At 37.4% G+C, this 22,850-nt stretch carries 16 protein-coding genes, 1 pseudogene and 2 riboswitches; of the genes and pseudogenes, 12 read left to right on the top strand and 5 right to left on the bottom strand.

Annotation, left to right across the window (positions count from 1 at the left end; all coding sequences use genetic code 11):
- Positions 1-10: 10 nt before the first annotated feature.
- The gene (gene mtnK, locus DL897_RS02215; protein WP_113657488.1) at positions 11-1,231 is read right to left on the bottom strand and encodes an S-methyl-5-thioribose kinase; all 1,221 of its coding nucleotides are present in this window, start codon (positions 1,229-1,231) and stop codon (positions 11-13) included.
- A gap of 115 nt (positions 1,232-1,346) precedes the next feature.
- Positions 1,347-1,532: pseudogene (locus DL897_RS18970) on the bottom strand (ABC transporter permease subunit); the annotation flags it as partial.
- A 271-nt stretch (positions 1,533-1,803) separates the two neighbouring features.
- Positions 1,804-1,967: riboswitch (SAM riboswitch) on the bottom strand.
- Between the two features lie 152 nt (positions 1,968-2,119).
- Between DL897_RS18970 and DL897_RS02210 the strand changes: the two are divergent.
- The 8 genes from DL897_RS02210 to DL897_RS02175 all read left to right on the top strand — a co-directional run bounded on the left by DL897_RS02210 (position 2,120) and on the right by DL897_RS02175 (position 13,845).
- The gene (locus DL897_RS02210; protein ID WP_113657487.1) at positions 2,120-3,301 is read left to right on the top strand and encodes a pyridoxal phosphate-dependent aminotransferase; all 1,182 of its coding nucleotides are present in this window, start codon (positions 2,120-2,122) and stop codon (positions 3,299-3,301) included.
- Positions 3,302-3,576: 275 nt separating this feature from the next.
- Positions 3,577-3,734, top strand: a riboswitch (SAM riboswitch).
- Between the two features lie 71 nt (positions 3,735-3,805).
- A complete protein-coding gene (locus tag DL897_RS02205; RefSeq protein ID WP_113657486.1) occupies positions 3,806-5,038 on the top strand; it encodes a 2,3-diketo-5-methylthiopentyl-1-phosphate enolase in 1,233 nt (410 codons plus the stop codon).
- Positions 5,039-5,041: 3 nt separating this feature from the next.
- Positions 5,042-5,704: a 2-hydroxy-3-keto-5-methylthiopentenyl-1-phosphate phosphatase gene (locus DL897_RS02200; RefSeq protein WP_113657485.1), complete on the top strand. Its 663-nt coding sequence runs from the start codon at positions 5,042-5,044 to the stop codon at positions 5,702-5,704.
- Positions 5,701-6,342: a methylthioribulose 1-phosphate dehydratase gene (locus DL897_RS02195; RefSeq protein ID WP_113657484.1), complete on the top strand. Its 642-nt coding sequence runs from the start codon at positions 5,701-5,703 to the stop codon at positions 6,340-6,342. The genes DL897_RS02200 and DL897_RS02195 overlap by 4 nt, the downstream gene beginning before the upstream one ends.
- Before the next feature lie 14 nt (positions 6,343-6,356).
- Positions 6,357-6,890 carry a 1,2-dihydroxy-3-keto-5-methylthiopentene dioxygenase gene (locus DL897_RS02190; protein WP_113657483.1) on the top strand — a complete coding sequence of 178 codons (534 nt, stop codon included), beginning with the start codon at positions 6,357-6,359 and terminating at the stop codon, positions 6,888-6,890.
- Positions 6,891-7,239: 349 nt separating this feature from the next.
- Positions 7,240-9,681 (top strand): UvrD-helicase domain-containing protein, encoded by a 2,442-nt coding sequence (locus DL897_RS02185; RefSeq protein ID WP_168188604.1) that lies wholly within the window; start codon positions 7,240-7,242, stop codon positions 9,679-9,681.
- Between the two features lie 5 nt (positions 9,682-9,686).
- Positions 9,687-12,209: a hypothetical protein gene (locus tag DL897_RS02180; RefSeq protein ID WP_145962180.1), complete on the top strand. Its 2,523-nt coding sequence runs from the start codon at positions 9,687-9,689 to the stop codon at positions 12,207-12,209.
- The gene (locus DL897_RS02175; RefSeq protein WP_168188603.1) at positions 12,193-13,845 is read left to right on the top strand and encodes a 3'-5' exonuclease; all 1,653 of its coding nucleotides are present in this window, start codon (positions 12,193-12,195) and stop codon (positions 13,843-13,845) included. Before DL897_RS02180 ends, DL897_RS02175 begins: the two co-directional genes overlap by 17 nt.
- Positions 13,846-13,964: 119 nt before the next feature.
- On the opposite strand, the gene DL897_RS02170 is transcribed toward DL897_RS02175, so the two are convergent.
- A complete protein-coding gene (locus DL897_RS02170) occupies positions 13,965-15,431 on the bottom strand; it encodes an erythromycin esterase family protein (RefSeq protein ID WP_113657479.1) in 1,467 nt (488 codons plus the stop codon).
- Between the two features lie 502 nt (positions 15,432-15,933).
- Here DL897_RS02170 and DL897_RS02165 point away from each other — a divergent pair.
- The 4 genes from DL897_RS02165 (at position 15,934) to DL897_RS02150 (ending at position 20,730) form a co-directional block, all read left to right on the top strand.
- Positions 15,934-17,157 (top strand): dicarboxylate/amino acid:cation symporter, encoded by a 1,224-nt coding sequence (locus tag DL897_RS02165; RefSeq protein WP_113657724.1) that lies wholly within the window; start codon positions 15,934-15,936, stop codon positions 17,155-17,157.
- A 187-nt stretch (positions 17,158-17,344) separates the two neighbouring features.
- Positions 17,345-18,211, top strand: a complete 867-nt coding sequence (locus DL897_RS02160) for an ABC transporter ATP-binding protein (RefSeq protein WP_113657478.1) — start codon at positions 17,345-17,347, stop codon at positions 18,209-18,211.
- Positions 18,212-18,313: 102 nt separating this feature from the next.
- Positions 18,314-19,132 (top strand): DUF4097 family beta strand repeat-containing protein, encoded by an 819-nt coding sequence (locus DL897_RS02155; protein ID WP_113657477.1) that lies wholly within the window; start codon positions 18,314-18,316, stop codon positions 19,130-19,132.
- 41 nt (positions 19,133-19,173) lie between these two features.
- Complete coding sequence (locus DL897_RS02150) at positions 19,174-20,730, top strand: hypothetical protein (RefSeq protein ID WP_113657476.1); 1,557 nt, start codon at positions 19,174-19,176, stop codon at positions 20,728-20,730.
- 184 nt (positions 20,731-20,914) lie between these two features.
- Here the strand turns inward: DL897_RS02150 and DL897_RS02145 are convergent, their stop codons facing one another.
- Positions 20,915-22,012, bottom strand: coding sequence for a sensor histidine kinase (locus tag DL897_RS02145; protein ID WP_240627234.1), 1,098 nt, complete (start codon positions 22,010-22,012; stop codon positions 20,915-20,917).
- 9 nt (positions 22,013-22,021) lie between these two features.
- A complete protein-coding gene (locus tag DL897_RS02140; protein ID WP_113657475.1) occupies positions 22,022-22,735 on the bottom strand; it encodes a response regulator transcription factor in 714 nt (237 codons plus the stop codon).
- Positions 22,736-22,850: the final 115 nt, after the last annotated feature.

The raw sequence follows: 22,850 nt of genomic DNA, 5'->3' as shown, positions 1-22,850 counted from the left end.
AAAAAAGAGGTTATTCTTGATAGAAGACTTGAATCAATTGCTCCATATTTGTAATCTGTGTTCGATTTTTAATAAAGTAGGTACCCAGTTCCAATGCTTTTTCCTTGAGTTGATATTGCTGAGTTAAGTCTTGGATAGTATCTAGATCAGCGACATGGGCAAGTCCAATAGTTCGGCGGATCACTTCACAACCTGCAAAACCAACAGCATCTACCCACACTTTTCCTAAAAAGGATTCAAGGGTACCAGGAACTTGGGTATATACTTCATTCCCCTCATTTTCCCATAGCTTACTAAATTCTTGTTTAAAGGAGCTCCATGTTTGCTTCAGTGTATCAACTAAATAAGATTGATATTGCTTGCGCTCCTTAGAACTTAAAATATGAGCTTCCTGAGAAAGATAGCTTAAAATGATGTTGGCAAAGAATTGACCTAAATCAAAACCTATCGGTCCAAAAAAGGAAAATTCAGGATCGATGACTTTAGTTGATTCAGGTGTTACAAAGATGCTACCTGTATGCAAATCCCCATGAAGTAATGCTTCTGCTTGTGTCAAAAACTGAAACTTTAATTTGGCAACTTCGTGCCGTAACTCTGAATCATTCCATAACTGCTCCACTGCTTCCCGAATTTCTGTCGGAAAATCATTGGTCTCATGATCAAAAAATGGATCAGTAAAGACAAGGTCTTCGGTAATTTTGCATAATTCTGGATTAATAAACTGTTTAACGAGCTGTTTTTTCTCAAAGGGATGTAGATAAAAGTCACTGGTATAAAAAGTAACTTTAGCAACAAAAGTACCTATATCCCTTGCAAGGTGTGGATACTGAATTCCCTCGATAGTTCCTTTACGTAAAATGAGATGAGAAGATAGATCATCCATGACAAAAAGCCCAAGTGATTCATCGTAGTAGTGGACTTTAGGAACAAGGTTAGGAACATATTCAGCCGCTTTCTGTAGATAGCTACTTTCAAAGCGTGCTCTCTCTAGGGTAAGTGGCCAGCTTTCACCGACTACTTTTGCATAGGGCAAAGCTTGTTTGACGATGATTGATTTGGCATGGCTTTCATCAACGATATGGAAAACAAGGTTAAGGTTTCCGTCACCAATTTCACGTACTTGCAACGCAGCATCTTCAGTGAAATAGTTTAATTTTTTAACAAATTGAACAACCGTATTTTCATTTAACGGTTCATAAGTGGAAGGCGGCTGGATAGAAGGTGTAGACATGGTGTAATCCCCTCTCTTTTAATTTTTTCTCTTTTGTACATACAAATGTTCAAGCACAAATTAACATGGATCCTTTTCCTTTAATCATGTCTTGCGTATAATAGGGTACGTTTTACATGGTTAAACCGTTGAGTAGAATAGGATTTATAACATTGTATTGGAACACCTGATAAGCGAGCAGCCTCTTTATTGCCACCTGTAATATAAAGTGACGACCGAAACGAGTATAGTTTAAAACAATATGACCCAATATAACAAAGGTTAACATCAAAAATATAGGAAAGGGAATCGAAAATATTTCAATGATAGGAATAATGGTAAAAACTACCTAAGGAAATCTAATTATTTTCTATAAGCATATTGTTATAAAAAGAATAACCTTTGGTAAAAGTTCAATGAATCTTGGTCTCTGATCCTGGGCGATTTATGGTAAGGAGAAAATACCAAGTGATTGTTGAGTGATAGCAGCCATTTTGATTAGCTTTTTTAAGTTAAGTAGATTTTTTGCTAGAATAGGATGAAAAAAGCCCCTTTCTCGCAAGAAAGAGGCTCAGAAATCGATATTCTGCCACCTCTTATCTTGCAGAGAATAAATTCTGCTGGAATTAGCACCGTTCCATATGTGATTTTTCATCACGGCTCTCGACAAAAAGCTGAGCGCCCCATTTCACAATGGTATTATGGTCGGTTGCTGGGCTTCATCGGGCCAATTCCCTCCACCTACTCTTGATAAGAGACATACCGTTTGCTTGTATGAGGTTATTAATCGAAATAATAAATGGATTTATTTTATCTGTCAATATAGAGAAAAAACTTTACAAATTTGATTTCAATCGCTAACATATGTCACTAGAAAATAACCTCGACAATTTTAGGAAGTGAATAAAATTGAAACAATTTCCACCAGCGGAAGTTTTAACACAACTCCCTGAACAATTTTTTGCTAAACTCGTAAAGAAAGTACAAGGATTAGTAGAACAAGGAATCGATGTGATTAATTTGGGACAAGGTAATCCAGACTTACCGACTCCACCTCATATTGTCAGAGCGTTACAAGAGGCGGCCAATGAGCCAGCTTATCATAAATATTCGCCCTTTCGTGGCTATTCTTTCTTAAAAGAGGCAGTGGCTACCTTTTATCAGCGTGAATATGGAGTAGAACTGGACCCTGAAACAGAAGTAGCCATTCTATTTGGTGGAAAAGCAGGACTCGTTGAAATTTCTCCTTGCTTCTTAAATCCTGGGGATATAGCCTTAGTACCTGATCCTGGATATCCAGACTATTGGTCTGGATTGGCTATGGCTCAAGCTCAAATGCACACCATGCCACTGAAAGCAGAAAATCAATTCTTACCAGATTATATGAAGATTCCAACGGAAGTGCTCAAACAGGCTAAGCTCATGTTTCTCAATTATCCTAATAACCCAACAGCAGCCATAGCCACATTCGATTTTTTTAATGATACCGTAGAGCTTGCTGAAAAACATGGTATTTTAGTGGTACATGACTTTGCTTATGGTGCGATTGGCTATGATGGAAAGAAGCCACTTAGCTTTTTAGAGATTCCGGGTGCCAAAGAGATAGGAGTCGAAATTTATACGCTTAGTAAAACATATAATATGGCTGGATGGCGTGTTGCTTTTATGGTTGGAAACGCAAGTGTGATCGAAAGTATTAATTTGCTTCAAGATCACTATTATGTAAGCTTGTTTGGAGCTGTTCAAGCAGCTGCGGCAGAAGCATTGTTGGGTTCACAAGATTGTGTCCAAGAGCTGGTTCGTACCTATGAACAACGTCGCCATGCATTTATTGGGAAACTTCAAGAACTGGGATGGAATGTAGAAGCTCCAAAGGGATCTTTTTTTTGTTGGTTACCTGTTCCAAGGGGCTATACCTCTGAAGCTTTCTCAGACTTATTATTAGAAAAGGCTCACGTCGCGGTAGCACCAGGAATTGGTTTTGGGACAAATGGTGAAGGATATGTTCGAGTGGGCTTACTTACAGACGAAAAACGACTCATTGAGGCAGCAGAGCGGATTGCCCAAACTATACAGGGTATTGACATTTAGTATAAGCAACAGGAAAATAAAATGAAAAAGTGTAAGCATGAATAGAGCTTGTTGCATAATTCGATCAAAAACCTAGATCACTCCTAAAATAAGAGCGAATCGTTTTTGTGTAGGATCGACTTTTGCGCCAAACCTTTAGCAGGAGTGAGAGGGGAAGCGATGAGTGACTGTTTTATGCAACAACCTCTGAATAGACTGATAAAAAATAGTTGACAGCTTAAAAAATCCCTGTCATAATCACAAGTAAATTCGAATATAGAACAATGATCAAACTTCTCTTATCAGGAGCAGGTGGAGGGACGAGCCCGATGAAGCCCAGCAACCGACCGTAATACCATCGTGAGATGGGGCACTTATTTTTGGATAGGGGCCATGGTAATGTATGACATACGGCACGGTGCTAATTCTCGCAGCGTTAGCTGAGAGATAAGAGGAAGCGGTGAGATATGAAATTAAAACCTCTTCCTCTGGGAAGAGGTTTTTTTGATTAAGGAGTGAGATAACATGGGCCAAGTAATTGCAACTTATCAAGTTTATGATAAGGATGGCAATTTCGCCAAAAAAGCTGAAGGAATTGCACTAGGACTTACTGTGGGTACTTGGACAAATTTACCAGACTTAGAAAAAGAACAACTTCAAAAGCATAAAGGGCAAGTCCTTAATATACAGGAGCTATCGGAAGATGATGAAATTAATCGGTATTTTGGGGAGAGTCGGAAAAAAGCTTTGATCCAAGTGGCATACCCCTCAGCAAACTTTACCATAGACTTTCCAGCGATACTAACGACGGTGTTTGGAAAGCTATCCCTTGATGGCGAGATTAAACTGATCGATTTGGATTTTTCAAGTGATCTCTTGGAACACTTCTCTGGCCCTAAGTTTGGAATTGATGGAATTCGTGAAGTTTTGGGAGTTTATGATCGGCCCTTGTTGATGAGTATCTTTAAAAGCATCATAGGACGAGATCTCTCCTGCTTTGGTGAGCAACTTCGCGCACAGGCTTTAGGCGGAGTCGATCTAGTGAAAGATGATGAAATTTTATTTGATAATCCTATTACTCCTTTTGACTCTCGAATCATTGTTGCCAAAGAAGTTTTACAAAAAGTCGAAGCAGAGACAGGGAAGAAAACACTATATGCCGTGAATTTATCAGGTTCTACTTTTGAATTAATTGAAAAAGCCAAACGAGCTGTTGAACTAGGTGCAGATGCCTTATTATTTAATGTATTTGCTTACAGTCTAGATGTTCTACAAGCTCTAGCGGAAGACCCTGAAATCCCGATTCCTATTTTAGCTCATCCAGCTGTTTCAGGTGCTCTTACCTCCTCAGCATTGTATGGGGTTCATCATGCTTTACTGCTTGGAAAATGTTTGCGTTATGCTGGTGCGGATCTTGTATTGTTCCCATCCCCCTATGGAAGCGTTGCTCTTAAAAAAGAGACGGCATTAGGTATTGCCAATGAATTAACACGTCCAAATCCGCATATCAAACAATCTTTCCCAGTACCATCAGCTGGAATTCATCCAGGATTAGTACCTTTATTAATCCAAGACTTTGGGATTGACTCAGTGATCAACGCTGGTGGAGGAGTACATGGTCATCCAAGTGGAGCAGTTGCAGGGGGCAAAGCTTTTCGGCAGATCATTGATGGTGTGTTAAGAGAAGTTCCTATCGATCACTGGGTACAAGAGCATGAAGAATTAAGTCTGGCATTGTCGTTGTGGGGAGGAAGATGATCCATGGGTCGCAGTCCAATTATTTTTTGTGATTTTGATGGAACGATTACAGTGAAAGATAATATTATCGCGATCATGAAGCAATTTGCTCCACCAGGATGGGAAGAGATCAAAGACCAGATCTTAGAGCAAAAGATTTCCATACGTAAAGGAGTAGGGCAACTTTTCTCTCTCCTTCCTTCATCACAAAAAGAGCAGATTATCCAGTTCGTATTCGATCAAACTACCATTCGTGAAGGATTTAGTGACTTTGTTCGCTTTACCAATGAGAAAAAAATCCCTTTGTATATCGTTAGTGGTGGTATAGACTTTTTTGTTTATCCGATTTTGGAAGGTCTTGTCGATCCGGAGCAGATCTATTGTAATGGTAGCGACTTTTCAGGGGAAACGATTCAAATTTCTTGGCCATATGCATGTCTTGAACCTTGCACCAATGATTGCGGTTGCTGTAAACCGACCATTTTACGTAAATTTGACCCTAACCGATATGAACGAATTGTTATTGGAGATTCCATTACAGACTTACAAGCAGCTAAATTAGCGGATCAAGTCTATGCGCGAGACTTCTTAATCAAAAAATGTCAAGAAAATGGGATTTCATATACACCTTTTACCACCTTTTATGATGTGATTGAGGGATTAAGTAGGAAGGAGGAGGTTAGATGAGTGTACTGGAACAGCGATGGAATGAGTTAGCAGATATCAAAGATGAGCTAGCAGAGAGAGATTGGTTTCTAGGAACCAGTGGGAATTTGTCAATCAAAGTAAATGACGAGCCTCTTACCTTTTTGGTTACAGCAAGTGGGAAAGATAAGCGTAAACGAACCGATGAAGACTTCTTGTTGGTGGATGGAGAAGGCCGTCCACTACAAGAAACCAATCTAAGGGCATCTGCTGAAACCTTAATCCATTGTGAAGTCTATCGTTTAACCAATGCGGGCTGTTGTCTCCATGTACATACAGTGGATAATAATGTAATCTCTGAATTATATGCATCCAATGGTTCCATAACTTTGAAGGGACAGGAACTTATTAAAGCGTTTGGCATTTGGGAAGAGAATGGTGAGATTACGATCCCAATCGTAGAAAATTATGCAGATATTTCTCGATTAGCACAAGAGTGTGGAAAGGTGATTAAACCAGAAACTAAAGCCGTGTTAATTCGTAATCATGGGCTAACTGTCTGGGGCAAAAATGGCTTTGAGGCGAAGAAACATTTGGAAGCTTTGGAATTTATCTTTTCATACCATTTAAAAATAAAATTAGCTTCACAACTTTCAGTACTACAAAAATCATCATATTGAGGGGATGAAAAACAATGGCACAATTACGTTTTCACGATAATGGAGAACGCTTGGAAAAATTAGAAGAAGTAATTTCTTATCTTGATTCACAAGGGGTTATTTACGAGCGATGGGATATAGATAAGCTCCCAGAACATTTACGTGAGAACTATCAATGTTCAGATGAAGAAAAAGCAGAGATCATTCAAGTATTTCGTAAAGAAATTGATGACTTATCTGCTCGTTATGGGTATATCACAGAAGATGTTATCTCACTTTCTCCAGCGACACCGAATCTTGAGCAATTACTGAAAAATTTTCTAGCTGAACATCATCATTCCGAAGATGAAGTCCGTTTTATTGTAAGTGGACATGGTATTTTCGCGATTCAAGGTAAAAATGGCCGTTTCTTTGATGTAGAGCTAGAGCCAGGGGATCTGATTTCTGTACCAGCCGATTATCGGCATTACTTCACCTTGATGGAAGATCGTCAAGTCGTAGCTATTCGTATTTTCAAAACCAAAGAAGGTTGGGTACCTATTTATGAGAAAGAAGAGGAGGTGAGGTAAGTCAAAAAAGCCTAAGTATATTCCGTCTCCCTATTCACCCTTACAATTTTACCGAGTGATCCATCTTGGATCATTCGGTTTTTTTGTTATCATAAACGTTGACATTGTGTAAAGGTCAATAATGACATGAAATATCAATTTTAGCTTATTTTGTTAAGAGCGAGGAAAAGTCGTTCAATGGGAAAAGGAAAACGAGACGGGGCATCAAGCTCGTATAGTAACGTCGTGAATGATCTATGTTTTTAAAGGAATTTATTGTGTAATGTATTATTTTTGCGATCTATATTCTATACTTTATATGATTATTAGATAGAGATATCATTGTTGGACTATGTAGGGAGGGGTTATGTTGGATCAACAACCCAAACATTCACTTTTTATTTTTAGGAATCATTTAACAGATGATTTTATAGAGTCTTTACTCGATGATTATGTTTATAACGGAATTAAAGTGTACTTATTCACAATGGATTCACTTAAGGAATATGAAGATTGGGATGAATGGAAAGAAGCTAAAAAAAGGAAGCTATTTGGGTGGTGGAAAGTTCCCTATCAAACCGATTATCAAGGGGCTTCCGTCTCCTTTATAGATGGGAAAGTGACAAATCAACAGATATATGACTATGTTTGTCATCATACCGATTTTCCTAGCAAACTATATGAAGCTGAGCATTCTCCTGCAAACCAGCATTTGATCATATCAGCTGGTGCAGGTACTGGGAAAACAACATGGATGATCGAACGCTTTTTATTTTTAAAACATATGGGAATGGAGGATTTATTTTTCCATTCTGCCTTTATTACTTTCACTCATCAAGCTGCAATAAAAATAAGGCAGCGGATCATTCAACGGTTTCGTGATTACTATGAGGTTACCTATCAACCTATTTATTTAAAGTGGATCGATGAGGTAAAACATCTACATATTTCCACCCTATCAGCATTTGTTGAAACCTTATTTGAAAAGGCGGGAATTCATCAGCCTATCCCAGTTACAGAGAAGTTACGTAGTTTTCGTAAGCGGAAGAAGGAGTTAATGTTCGAGGCAATTCGTGAGTATACACAAGTAAGTCCAGAAGCTTTCCGTCCGTTTACTAAAACTCCGCGCGAAAATTTGGTAGAGCTATTACTAAAAATGAATGAACTATTGGAATGTCAATATTTGGGGAGTTTATTCCACGTGAAACTCCATTTTGGAAATGATCAAGTTGGATTTGCTCCTTTAGCCAAATTTGTACTTAAATATGTACATCAGCATTTGGAAACAGAAAAAAAGGAACTAAAGCAGTGGGAAATACAAGATGTTGTTCGCTATCTAGAACGAATGGTCGTGATGAAGCGATTAAAGAAGAAATGGAATTTGCGTTACTTGTTGATCGATGAGTTTCAAGATGTAAGTCCAGTTCAAGTTGATTTTCTGTTCCGATTACAACTTGCAACTCAGTGTACTTTAACGATCACAGGAGATGCCAAACAAAGTATGTATCGTTTTCATGGTACAGAATATACTTCCTTTTCGGCGTTGAAAAAAAGACTCATTCAACAAGGTGAATCTGTAACAACGATCCATTTTACTAAAAATTATCGGAATACCCCGAGGTTAGTTCAACAATTAAATACATTGGTCATGAAATGGGGGAATCAACTAGCATCATTTCCCGCTTCGATATACGATCAGTTACAATCGATGCGCCCAATTGGTAATAAAAACAAGGGTATTGTCTTTGGTCCCTTTGCGATGGGGTATGCTGAATCGGAGAATCAAGCCTTTCGTCAGCTACTCGAACAGCTAAGAGGAACAGATACAGCTATTTTGGTACGATTTGACTACCAAATACAAGAAGTGATCAAACAGTGTGAACAACTTGGCTTTTTTTGCGAAAGAAGTAGATTAGGAAATTTTTATCGAAGTCTGCCTGTGCGAGAAATGTATATTTTAGTTCGCTTTCTCCTTTTTCCGGAAAATCCATCTTTTGCATACGCATTACATCGGTCTTCTTATGGTGTCAATACTTTATCTAATGACCAGTTGATTGAGCAATTTGAACCAGATCAAAAAGTAATTCTTTCCTTATTAGAAAAACAACCCGATTTTATTTATTGGAGGCAGATGCAAGAGCTAGCACAAAGGAAGCCTATTTTTTCTATATTAAGAATGATTATAAAGGATTTGAGCCCACATGAAGTATATAGTCAACGTTTTCTTACGAGAATGAAAACGATCCATCCTAATCGTGATATCCAAGACTTTGTGAAAGAGGCACGAGCGAGAAGGATGGAATACCAGATGGGAGTGGAAAAGCTTTTTTATCTTTTACGTAAACACTTTTCAAAGTCAGCAGCTACGTTGTATGGAATGGAAAGAGTACTACGCAAATATATGGAGACAGATGATCAAGAAATGCTCGATCCATTATCAACAGAATATACAGGACACCGTTTCCATGTCATGACTATTCAACAAGCAAAGGAAAATGAGTTTGATCATGTTATTCTACCTTATACTTATGATCCATTGGTGAGCGACAGCCGTACCGTAGTTTTCCTACATAAGGAAAATGAGGAATGGAGGTTAAATTATCGTTTTTTATTATCATCATTATTAGTACGCAATACCTATTTCATGGAAAGAGAGCCTCAAGAGATGAAAGAGATATTAGGCGAGGAGGCACGTTTACTATATATCGCATTGACTCGTGTCCGTAAGCAAGTTTTTGTTCATGCGATAGAGGAAAATAAGCGAAGCAACCTGCCGAATACATGGATGGATCTATTAAAAATGGGGGAATGAATACGTTGTTTAGTATTGAGACATACCAAGATCCCTATAGCTATTTTTCACAACTTATTTTTAAAGAAAATGAGATTCATATCGTATCAGAATCCACCTTAGCTAGCTATTTGAAGGATTATGCCAAAAAGCAAGGGGATTCATTTCATATCTATACCTATGATCGTTTACAGCGAATATTATATGGAGACTGGTATGGACTAACCGAATTGATGTTAGCTTCGAAAATCCGTACTTATCTTCAGGCAGAGGTAACGGATCCTAAACAATATCGCTACTTGGAAGAGCATATCGGAGAGTGGGTCAAGGCTTTTCGCTACTTAGTAGAATTGGATTTAAATGACTTAAGCCCTGTAACACAGGAAGCAGAAGAAGCTTTTTTATTTCGAAAAACGATAGCATTTCTACATCAAGATCCCCAGATACAAAAACTATGTAAAAAGAGAAAAGAATGTCCAGCCAAATTACTCTATAAAAAAATACATCCCCAGCTTGAACGAGTTTATGTTTATCAAATGTCTCAAATTTCGGCTGATCAGATGATGTTTTTTTGGCAGTTACGTGCTGCAAAGATTCCTATTATCTTTCGCATTCCCTATTATCCACAATATCCGATGGTGTCATTAGGCTGGAAAGAGTTATATGAACAAGTTTCTAGAAAATCAGTTGATCAGTGGGGTGTTAATAAGCAGTCGATCTCACTTACAAAGGGACGGAGATGGGTCCATTTTTTGGAGCAAAAAAGAAGTGGAAATCTATTTGATCCATTAAAAATCGAGTTTCACTTCTTTGAGTCACTTGCACACTTTCAGCATTATTTGGATTGGCACCAAGATGGAGCACAGACACGTCAATATGTCACAACTTCTTATCCACAGATGAGTCAAGCTTTTCATGATGGCCTGTCTACCAGACTTGAATCAAATATTCTGTCTTATCCTGAAGGGAAATTCTTATATTATTTTTATCAGTCTAGTCGAGATCAACATGAAATTTATCTCGACTATACAACTTTAGTCGAATGTATGACTTCAGGCTGGGTTGAATTAGATGATGGATTGGGGAAAGACATTTTACCAATACTTATCGATTTGGAAAGTTATATGGATGGAATTTCTACAATCCGAGAAGTAAAGGAACGATTTCGGTCTTTGGAAGAGTTGTTAGATGTAAGCAAGCAATTTGATCAGTTAGCGGAAGACAAGATAGAAGGGAATCAAATTAAACAATATTTATTAAACCCCTTTCGAGTATTCCCCTATGTACATCTCGATCGTCATCCGATAACGATACGCCAAATTCAAAATGCCATAACGAATTTAGAAGATATGATCAAGGAACTTCTCCCAGAAGAAGGAAAAGAGATATCTATCAAACAACATATGGATCAACTACGAAAATATTGGAAGCAAATGAGAAATAGGAGAAAAATAGATGTCGATGTTGAAGAGCAGATCGAAGAGATTCTTTATACCCCTTTATTTGTAGACTGGGAAGTCACAAGAGCTGACTTACGCCAATTTTTCCTTTCCTTTTGTGAACAAGATCAAGACAGGGATCAATGGGGAAGCTTAAGTAGTTTTACACAGATTGAAGGACTAACGTTGACAGCCGATGAGATTCATCTGACCGACCTATCTAAGAGAGGAATTGACCAAGTTCAACAGAGAGGGTGTTTGCCAAGTATATTGAGTTGGTCGTGGTTAATTCAGTCGATTCGCCAACAGTTTGGCGAGCAAAATCCACAAGCAGCTAAGCGTACTCACAGTGTTATGATTCATTATTTGGCAGATAAATTAAAAGAGAATCTCTTGCTGTTTCGTCTTTTTTTTCTATTGGTGTTTCATCGTAAAAAATTAATTGTCAGCTGGATTCGTGGCTTACATGAACAAGATGAAGAAAGTTCATATCTTCAGCTTCTCTTTCAATTGTATGGAAATGGAAAAGAATTACTAACTTGGGATTTAAATTATGAAGTAGATGTTTCAAATGTAGATATGAAAGATCACCGCTTATATGCTCGACTGGATCATTTTATTGAGCAAATCCCTCAGGTTTATTGGACAGATCAGGAAGTATGCTCGCGGAAATTCTTCTATAATAGTTTGCTAGAATTGCATCCAATATATACAGATGATATTCATCAACAAAAAGTATTTGCTTTGCTTGGATCATTGCTCTCTCAACAAGCAGGTGGGAAAGAAATGGTGCGTAAAATGGTATATCCTTTGTTTCCACAATGGACCGATCAACAAAAAAGTGATCTGATCGAGATGGTATCTCACTCGCCCTTGCGTGAATCTTTACATTTTCAAGGAATAGAGTATCCCAAAGCATTGATCCAGTTTCAAAGCTTAGAAACGAACGATCAAGAACAGACTATATGTGAGGTTAGTGAGCAGCTTGATGAAAGGATTTCTTCGATCTTTCAGCAACATGTTGAAGCAAAAGTAGGAGATCATTGCAAGACATGTCCCTATCTTTATGCATGTACAGAGGGGGAATTTACGATTGAGCGAAGTATGTAAAGAGGAACAGAAAGACTTCTGGTTACGTTCAGCTAAAGCTTGGCAATTTTATGTTGAGATGCCTAATAGATTGCCAGAGATTCAGCCTTCAAAGGAACAACAAATGATTTTGGAGCAAAAAAGTGATCAGCTTTATATTCAAGGGGCTGCTGGCAATGGGAAAAGTGTAACCTTAATGCTGAAAATGTTAAAGATGATGAATGAATATAAGGAGCGAAAGAGGTTTTTATTTATTACACGAACACCAACTCTTAAAGAAGATATTTATCAACGTCTTTCACTTTGTCCTGAGTTTACACTACTAATAGAAAAACATGATTTTGAGCTGTGTACTTTTTATGAGATGGCAGCTAATTTACTTAGAATAATTGGATATCAGATAGTAGTTCCGCCTAACACTTTCTCTCTAGATATAAAGAAAGTCCCAGATACACGACTTTATCGTATCCAAATGCTACGTGAACGCTTCATTCAATCGGAATGGTACAGAGGACTATCAGCGGAACAAGAGTTGGATCATACTCATACCCCTTTGTTTTTACTGGAGGAGTTTTTGTGGATGAAAGCGAATGGACTTCTTCGTAAAGATGATTATCTAGAAGTAGAGAGGGTTGGGCGGGAAAAGTGTACTCATTTAACTAGAAGTCAACGTCTAACCATTTATCATTTGTTTACGCTCTATCAACAAGAAATGCATACCCAATATCAGAGGGAGATAGATCTTGAGGATTATGCTTTATTACTATTATATTATCTTAAGCAAATCCCCCAGTCCCTTCACTATGATTTCGTATTGGTTGATGATGTACATGAGTTGCAACCCATGCAAATAAAAGCGTTAGTGCAACTAAGTAAAGAAATGCTGGTACTTGCAGGGGATTCTAGACAACCCATCAATCAAATGAGTCCGCACTCGGATGCTAGCTTAGGACTTCAATTGAATGGTGATAAGACCAGAGTTTTACACCAAAATTTTCGATCGACACGACCCATTCTAGCATTTGCCAATGCCCTTCGCTTGGAAGATAGAGAGTATGAGCGTCAACCTAAGCTTACGAGTCTACGAAATGGTGAGCTACCTAACATTGGCTACTTCCCATCTATCAAAGAATTTGTCCAAAAAATAGTTAGCCAAATTCATTGGATCCAGATGCGTGATCCAGATGCATCGATCTGTTTGATCGATCGTTATGAAGAACAAGATCAGATGAATCACATCCCACTTCTACGGGCACTAGAGCAAGAACTAGATGTTATAAATATAAAAGACTATATGAAAAAGTCGATGACGAATGAGGAGAAAAAACCCATCCTACTGGCTGATATCCATCATGTCAAGGGCCTTGAGTTTGACTATGTGTTTATTCTACAATTTACCCAATCAACCTATCCACTCTTGAAAAAAATAGAAGTTTTACAGCAAAAAGCAGGAAAAGATGATGAATATTATCAATCAGATCTGAAACGACTTATTGTTGAAGAAAAGAATTTACTCTATATGGCGATCACTCGAGCACGAAAACGAGTATTTTTATATTATGTGGATGAGTCACCATTAAGAATCTCTCCTTTTGTCCATGAATTTCATATCGATGATTTCACGGCGATCGGATTTGATAAGGAGAAGATGATCTGAGGGAATTGTTATGAGTATCATCGCTTTCATCATCGCCAATAATCAGTGGTTATATGTGAACAATAGGGTGAAAATGGACAACAACCCCCATCTTTTATAGAGGGGGTGTCGTCATTTAATTATCTATTCATGAAAGAGGTTTCATATAGAATATCCTTTTTAGATACAGGCAAGGGCTTTTTATTCTTTTGCATCATAGTTTTCGATTGTTGATAGGGGATGTATTTGGGCATATGAACTTCATTGATGAATAAAATTCCATCGTATTGTTCATAAGGAACCAATTTTTCGTCCCACATTCCCCAGTCTAACGCTTGGCGTTTGGTAAACATCCATGAAGTCCATTTTTTATTCTTCTGTTTTAGGTCTACAAAAACGTTGGGATGACCTGACTTACTTAAGATGGACTCTAAATTACCTGAGGGGTGTGGATAACGTACCGGAGCAGGTTCTCTGTTATTAAGAGCAGAAACCCCTTTGTTCATATATAGTCCAACTACATAGGACTGTTTCTTTAAGCGTGCGGGAATGAGTTCACCCATACTGACAACAGGGCTGCGATTCGGATTTTCGGCTTTGGTATTTGCTTTACGGATATGCAGATTATGCGCCCAAACAATGATTTTTTTGTTGGGATATAATTTTTCAGCTAACCAAGTTAGATGATTAGCCATAGCTTGATCACGTAAGACCGAAAGCTCATCAAAGTATTTTTGTGCTTCTTCGTATTTTCCTTCATTTACATATTGGCTGAACAGTAGATTTTTTTCAATGATTTTTTCTGTAGAATTGATCCGATCTTTTAGCGCATATTCGGTTACTTGGATCAGATTAGAATTTTGTGGATAGATAGCAGATAGTTTCTTCTTATGCTTTTTTACAAAGTTGATAATATCTTGATATTCGGAAATCATTTTCGGCTTTTCCTGTTGAAATTGATCAAAAGTAGTGTTGATACCATGATAATAGTTTATGAATTTTATCTCTGTTTGATATGCTTTCTCGGCCATCGATGGGTCTACTTTTGTCAACCAATCCTTAAGAAACGTTGGATATGAACCCATCGGCTGCATATCAAAACCAGCTAATGTAAGTGGATCTTTCGTTTTCTTTTCTTTCTTTAGATAATCGAAAAGGGGTAGAGTTTCTTCGGCATGCCATACACCAAAGATAGCATCTTGCATGGTTTTAAGTGGTGTGTTTTTTGAAGCGTGGATATCAGCAGCATGATTCTCCGCTAGTCCAGATTCAAAAGCGATTACATCATAATCTAACTCTTCATGTAAATACTGAACAAGTCTAACTTTGGATGAGTTAAATTCAGCTGCACCATGGGAGCTTTCTCCCAATAGGACGACTCTTTTGTCTTTGAGTACTTTCTTTAAAAAACGCAAATCCTTGTACAGATCATTTGAACTTGGAGCTAGTTTCTTAACGGGATAAGCGTTTTTTTGTAACCACTTGCTCCATGCAGGTGATTCATCCATTGACGCTGTATTGGCATATGATATGTTTGTCGAAAATAAACTCGTAACCACTAGGCCAGTAACAGCGGTAATTGAAAGCCAATGTTTTCTTATTTTCATAAGTAACCCCCTTGTAATCTATATTATAAGAAACAAAGATTAATAGAAGCTTAACAGATAATAAATAGAATATTAACTCTAAGAATTACACTTTGATCAGCCATTTCTCGTTTCTCATCTCACAGTTCAAAGTCCTTTTTTCTAAAATATTACAATATTAAATATAATTATTAAAAATCGGTGGATATTTGATTTGATATTACTTCATTCACATCTTACAATTGAAATCCATTCGTCAGAATAATAATATTTATTATTCTCCCGTTGGAAACGTTTTCTTTTTTGCTTTTTATTGATAAAATATAGACACAAAAAGAAATCGATAGATATATCGCAATATGAGTGAATATTATGGTAATTCGATTCAACTTGCTTATTCCTAAATATTTAATGATAACAAATGCAATTAGAGGAAATAGGTTTAAATTGATAAGGCTAGAGTTGAAAAGCGATTATCTATGGATTGAAAATTATGAGATAAGGAGTGGAATGAATGAAGAAACTGACGATGACGACCAAAATACTCATTGGTATTCTTTTGGGATTGGCAGTAGGACTTATATTAAATTTATATTTTCCTAAAGCGTTTGAGCCGATTAATGAATACTTCTTTGATCCAATTGGAGTGCTTTTTATTAAAGCGATTAAAATGGTTGTAGTTCCGTTAGTGTTTTTTTCCATTGTATCTGGAGCAGCGGGGATTGCTGATCCTAAAAAATTAGGGCGTATCGGTGGGAAAACAGTTATTCTTTATTTGCTTACAACGGCGATCGCTATTACTTTTGCGCTTGTGATAGCGAATGTGGTTGATCCAGGAACTGGGACCAATATTGGTACAACTACGGAAAAGCCAGAAATCAGTAAGGCGCCCAGTGTTAAAGATACGTTATTAAATGTTATCCCAGAAAACCCAGTGAAGGCATTTGCTGATGCCGAAATGCTACAAATTATCTTTTTTGCCCTTTTATTCGGGATCGGTATGGCCTTTCTCAAAGAAAAAGCAGCTCGTGTGAACGAGTTTGTGGAACAAGCCAATCAAATTATGATTAAGCTGGTTCAGCTAATTATGGTAACAGCCCCTTATGCGGCATTTGCATTGATGGCAAGAGCTGTCGGGAAAGCCGGGGTTGACTTAATCGGATCGATGGCTTGGTATATGATTGCTATTTTATTAGCACTTATTTTGCATATGGCGATTACCTATGGAACCCTTTTAAGTGTGTTTGCAAAAATGAATCCATTACGATTCTTTAAGTCGATGCTTCCAGCCATGGAGGTTGCCTTTACCACGAGTAGTAGTGCAGCAGCACTTCCGGTGACGATGGAATGTGCAGAACGTGATTTAAAAGTACCCAAATCCATTAGTAGTTTTGTACTACCACTTGGAGCAACCATTAATATGGATGGTACAGCGATCATGCAGGGGGTTGCAGCTGTATTTATCGCGCAACTGTGGGGAATTCCACTTGATCTACAAGCTCAATTAATGATTATTTTAACAGCTACACTCGCTTCGATTGGAACAGCAGCAGTTCCGGGAGTAGGTCTTATTACACTGGCGATGGTACTAAACTCAGTTGGCTTGCCTGTAGAGGGAATTGCCATTGTCATGGGAGTTGACCGTTTGCTTGATATGAGTCGAACTGTGACAAATATTACCGGAGATGCTTGTGTAGCTTGTGTTGTAGCGAAAGGCGAGGAGCAACAAGAAGGTCAGGCTGCTTAATAAAAAACTTAGATCATATTTTGTTGCGAATTTAAATTCGATACAAAGGTGAAACTGGTACTCTACATTCATTGTAGAATGCCAGTTTTTTTATGGGGAAATTTTATCTGTATTTCGTCTTTATTTTACTTTGTTTTTACTTTCACCTCCTATAATCAATCATAGATGATCACAGGAGGAATAAAATATGAATCTAACCATTCAACAAGTGAGTAAAAAATATAAAAATAAAGTGGCCTTACGGGATATAAACGTTCAATTTACATCTGGGATTATCGGTTTACTTGGACCGAATGGAGCTGGAAAATCAACGCTAATGCGAATAATAGCTACACTTGATCAGCCTAGTTCAGGACAGATTCGATGGAACGGAACGGATATTGCCAAAAAACCGAAAAAGCTAAGAGAAGAGCTAGGCTTTTTACCACAAGATTTTGGGGTATACCCAGGGCTAAATGCGATTGAATTTCTAGAATATATGGCTTCGATCAAAGGAGTTCCAATGAAGATAGCCCGAAAGAGAATTAATGAGTTAATCGTAGCTTTGAATCTAACAGAGAACTGTAAGTATCCGATTGGTGGATATTCTGGAGGAATGAAGCAAAGAGTGGGAATCGCTCAAGCGTTATTAAATGACCCTAAGTTACTGATCGTTGATGAACCAACCGTAGGTTTAGATCCAGAGGAGAGAATTCGCTTTCGACAATTGTTATCAACCTTGGCACACGATCGCCTTATAATTCTATCAACTCATATCGTTTCAGATATTGAGTCAATAGCAACACAAATAGCCCTTTTACATCAAGGTCAACTATTGGCATATATGCAACCCGAAAAACTTATTCAAAACATCGAAGGGAAAGTATGGAAGTGCATTGTAACCAGTGACCAATTCAATCGAATACAAAAACAGTATCTTGTAAGCCAAGCTGTTTATCGAAGTGAGGGCATGGAAATACGAGTGATCTCAGATCAACCGCCTTGTTCAGAAGCGAAGAAGGTTGCTGCAACCTTAGAAGATGTTTATTTGTACTATACTACCTTAGAAAAATGAAAAGGTTTTATCATTGGTTCCAAAACAAAGATTAGATATTGAATCAGAATGAAATGAAAAAAGGCTATCTAAAACTTCTCTAATAGAAAAGAGGAATGAAAATTGAAAAAGAAACTTTTAGGTTCCGTAATTCTAGCCAGCTCGGTATTTACCATCGTCGGATGTTCGAATCAACCACCTGAAAAGGCGGAAAGTAAAGCTTTTCTAGCGGATGAAATTCAACAAATTAATATTCAAAGTAATGTTGCCAATATCTCCGTTCAGCCAACTCAAGAAGAAGAGATAAAAGTAGAGTTATGGAAGAAAGAAGGAGACGATTCTATTCATTTAAAAGCAAACCAACAAGATAAGAGTTTAGAAATCAAAGCGATAGGATCTGTAAAGTCCGGAATTCAATTAGATTTAGATCTAACCTTACCTGATGTTAAAGTATATCTACCCCATAAACTATATGAACAAGTTACGATGAAAACAGAAGCAGGAAATATATATAGTCGTAGTATTCAGGCTGGTGATGTAAAATTTGCTACAAAAACAGGGTCTGTCAAGTTCAACGAAGTAAAAAGCGAGAAGATTAAAGGTGTATCTTCGGCTGGAAATATGACTTTACAAAAAATTATAGGATCATTTGACTTACAAAGTGAAACCGGACAAGTCAATGTATCTCTTCGTGAGGATCCTATCGGAGAAAATCAAATCAATGTAAAAAATGGAAAGGTTCAAGTAAGGATGGACAAAAATCCTCAATCATTAAAAGTAGATCTTGATTCACAAATAAATGAAGTCAAAACAGACTTTCTGATTCACCCATCTTCCAATGGAACGAAAAAGAAATTGGGATATATTGGGGAAAAGAAAGAAGATAGTCCCGTTTTAAAAGTGAAATCAGTAACAGGAGAAATATATTTAACTAAAAAATAGCAATATGATGTGTATGATTTAAAAAGGATAGGGATGATCAGATGGTTTATTTTGTGGTTACAGAGTTAAAAAGGCAAGTAAGAAGTCATTCGTTTTGGATTGTTTTAGGTGCGATTATTGCACTAAGTTATATATTTGTTCCATCTGATGGGGCACCCTATACGACATTAGATATAGCGGGAGTACGGGGTATATACAATTCTGCTTGGATGAGTGGTATGTTAGGTATTTTAGGAAGTGTATTTACATGTATGTTTGGTTTTTATTATTTACGAGATCCCATTTCGAGGGATATACAGTTGCGAATGGGGCAAATGATTGGATCTTCCTCCATTTCTAAGGCGAAGTATATCATAGGCAAAACCTTAAGCAATTTTTTGGTTTATGCGATGATGGGAGCTGTTCTAACTCTAGGATTTATATCCATGCAATTGATTCGTGCAGAAGACTTCCGACTTTACTTACATGATTACCTATTGACTTATTTGATTATTTTGCTCCCTGTGTTTTTGATACTCGCCTCTCTAACTGTATTATTTGATGTGATTCCATGGCTGACAGGTGCTTGGGGAAATATCATCTACTTTATTGGGATTATGGTTTTATTTATTCAATCCATGGAACAAGAAAGCTTTTATGATGTTTTTGGAACAGAGTTTATTTTGCAGAATATAAAAGCAGGTATAACCCCGATTGATTCAAAGGCAGCACAGTCAGATATGATTCACTTTGGCTTTAACTTCTTTGAAACACCGATAACACTTAAAAAATTTGTGTGGCAAGGGATCGACTGGTCTTTTAATTACTTGTTACAACGTAGTTGGTTGTTGCTATTCGCTCTAATTATTATGGGAATTTCTACTGTTTTATTTCGGAGATCTTATTTAACCAAGCCGATGAAAGAGAAGAAAACATATCTTGATCTCTCGAAATTTTATCAACATCAGCATCAAAAACTTGAAGTGATGGATATTTCGTCTCCCTCTTTTCGATTGACTCCATACAGCGGTCAGAAGCAGGTTTCACTCTTAACCATGACTTTTCATGAGCTAAGATTGATGTTAAAGGGGATGAATTTATGGTGGCATATCATCGCTCTTGGACTTATTTTTTTTAGCTTCAATTGTTCGATTGAACCTGATAAAAGGTTACTTTCTTTTGTATGGATTTGGCCGATTACAGTTTGGTCTCAAATGGCGGTGAAAGAAAAGCTATATCGAACTGAAGCAATCGTGGCGACTGGAATATCTGGAAGGCGTCAGTTTATGGCCAGCTGGTTAGCTGGAGTCATTTTAGCACTTATTATTGGCAGTGGAGCAATCATACGTTTTTACAATGAAAGTGACTTTATTTTTGCTTGGATAGTAGGTGCTTTATTTATCCCAACATTAGCCTTTTGTTTAGGAAGTCTAAGTGGTACAAGGAAGTTGTTTGAGGGTTTGTATTTATTTTTATGGTACCTTGGTCCTGTAAACGCGAACCCTATGTTCGACTATATGGGAGTAAGTCAACCTATACTTTCGCATACACTCCTCTTACTGGGAATTACTATCTTACTCTTCTCGATTACGGCATGGCGTCAGCTGGCTAAACAGTAAAAAGCAAAATATAAAGGGTATGACCTCAAGTTGCGTTAAAGCGCCTTTGGGGTCATATCCTTTTGGACTGTAGATAGTAGATTAATATATCATAGCGCTCTCGTTTCATTCTAAACTAGCTACTTAATGCTTTAGCGAATGATCTAATTTTTTGATCAAATTTGTGAAACTTATCTTGTATTGTTTATATTAATGAAATAGGAAGTATGATTTGAAAAAAAGTACCTACTTGAGGTTGACTATGTACCTCGATTTGCCCATCATGAGCAAGAATTAATTGTTTGGTAATGGCCATTCCTAAACCGCTGCCTTCATCAGATTGGGTTGTGGATGAACCTCGATAATACTTGTGGAATAAATGTTTGACTGTCTGTTCATCCATTCCTATTCCATTGTCGCTTATGATGATAATCACCTTTTTTTCATCAGAGTCTACATCAACAGAAATGGTAATTTTAGTTCCTTTCGGATTGTGAATAATTGAATTCATTAGGAGATTGACTAAAGCGCGTTTTAGTAATTTTTCGTCAAAGGCAAGATCCACTTTCTCAACGGATATACAAAAATCTAGATGATAATCTTTCGCTCTGGGATCATTAATCACATCGACGATAATTCGGCGAACAAACTCGACGATATTGTGATTAACCTTATTTAAAGGGATTTTTCGATAGTCCATTTGAAAAGATAAGTTTAAATCGGAAATTAACTCTTGCAAGTGGTACGATTTTTGATGAATTTGTTGAATAAATTCTATTTGTTCTTCGGGTTTCCACTTATGATCGGTTGATAATAACATCGCTGAGTATCCAGTGATATAAGTTAGTGGTGTTTTTAAGTCATGGGAGATTCCTGCTGCCCAGTTTTGTTTCATTTCTTCTAGTTGCTTCCGTTCTTTTTCGGCTTGCTTTAGCTCCTTCGTTAATGCATGCATATGTAAAAAAACCTCTTGATATAGACGATAAGGATATTTAAGCTTGCCATTCTTTTCATGATATAACTTATGGAAATTAGCGGGTTCTTGATAGGTTCCATTAGCTAACTCGCCAATCCACTTCATCAGGAAGAAAAAGGGTTTCCCGAAATACCAACCATAAGCAAAGGCAATCAAGAGGATACTGATGATCATAGTCATGGGTGCTAATAGGATATCATCATCCTGTTTAAGGTGAAATAATGGAAAAATCCCTTCCAACATAATGACAAGAATTACTGCAGTAGAGATCATGGATAACCAAAAAAAAGAAATAAAATGCCACATCAGACGTAATTTCAGTTTCATAATGGTGCTCTACCTCTCAGGTGGTATAAATTTATAGCCAATGCCTCGTAGATTAATAATGATTTTTGGGTCTCTTGGGTTTTTTTCGATTTTTTTTCTTAATTTAGAGATATGGATCACTACTGTTTTTTCATCCCCTATATGAGTAGCATCCCATACAGATTCGTAGAGTTGACTAATTGTAAAAACACGATGAGGATGAGCACATAAAAATGAGAGTAATTCAAACTCCTTTGCCGTACAATGGACGGGCTGTCCAGCGACAAGTAACTCACCACGGTTTTTGTTTAGTATAAATGAGCCGAAATTCCATTCTTCTTCTTCGGATTCTTGTTGTAATGCACGTTGAAACATCGCTTGTCTACGGAGCTGTACTTGGATTCGTGCTGCCACTTCGAGTGGATTAAACGGTTTGGTAATATAGTCATCTCCACCGATACCTAGACCCATTAATTTATCTAAGTCGCTCGCACGGGCTGTCACAAATAAAATAGGAATATCCTTAAATGCTCGGATTCTTCTACAAACTTCAAATCCATCCAAGTCAGGTAACATCACATCGAGCAGAATAAGGTCAAATGTGTGAGATTTTACTAAATCTAAAGCTTGTTGACCTGTCGTCGCTGTCTCTATATTTTGAAACCCTTCACGCTTTAGCACAATACTTAACATATCAAGTAATCCTTGTTCGTCGTCAACAAGTAGTAATTTATCAGTGCGCATCAGTCTTAACCAACTTTCTGTACTTTGGAAATAGAATAGGTCGTGGATATAACGGAGAAGGCATAACAAAGTACCCTTTCTTTCAAAAGAAAGAAAGGGGGCACGTTTACCAGAA

Source organism: Thermoflavimicrobium daqui (assembly GCF_003313465.1).
Taxonomy (GTDB): Bacteria; Bacillota; Bacilli; order Thermoactinomycetales; family Thermoactinomycetaceae; genus Thermoflavimicrobium; species Thermoflavimicrobium daqui.
Note: the sequence above shows the minus strand (reverse complement) of the source record. Positions and strands in the feature narration are given on the sequence as shown.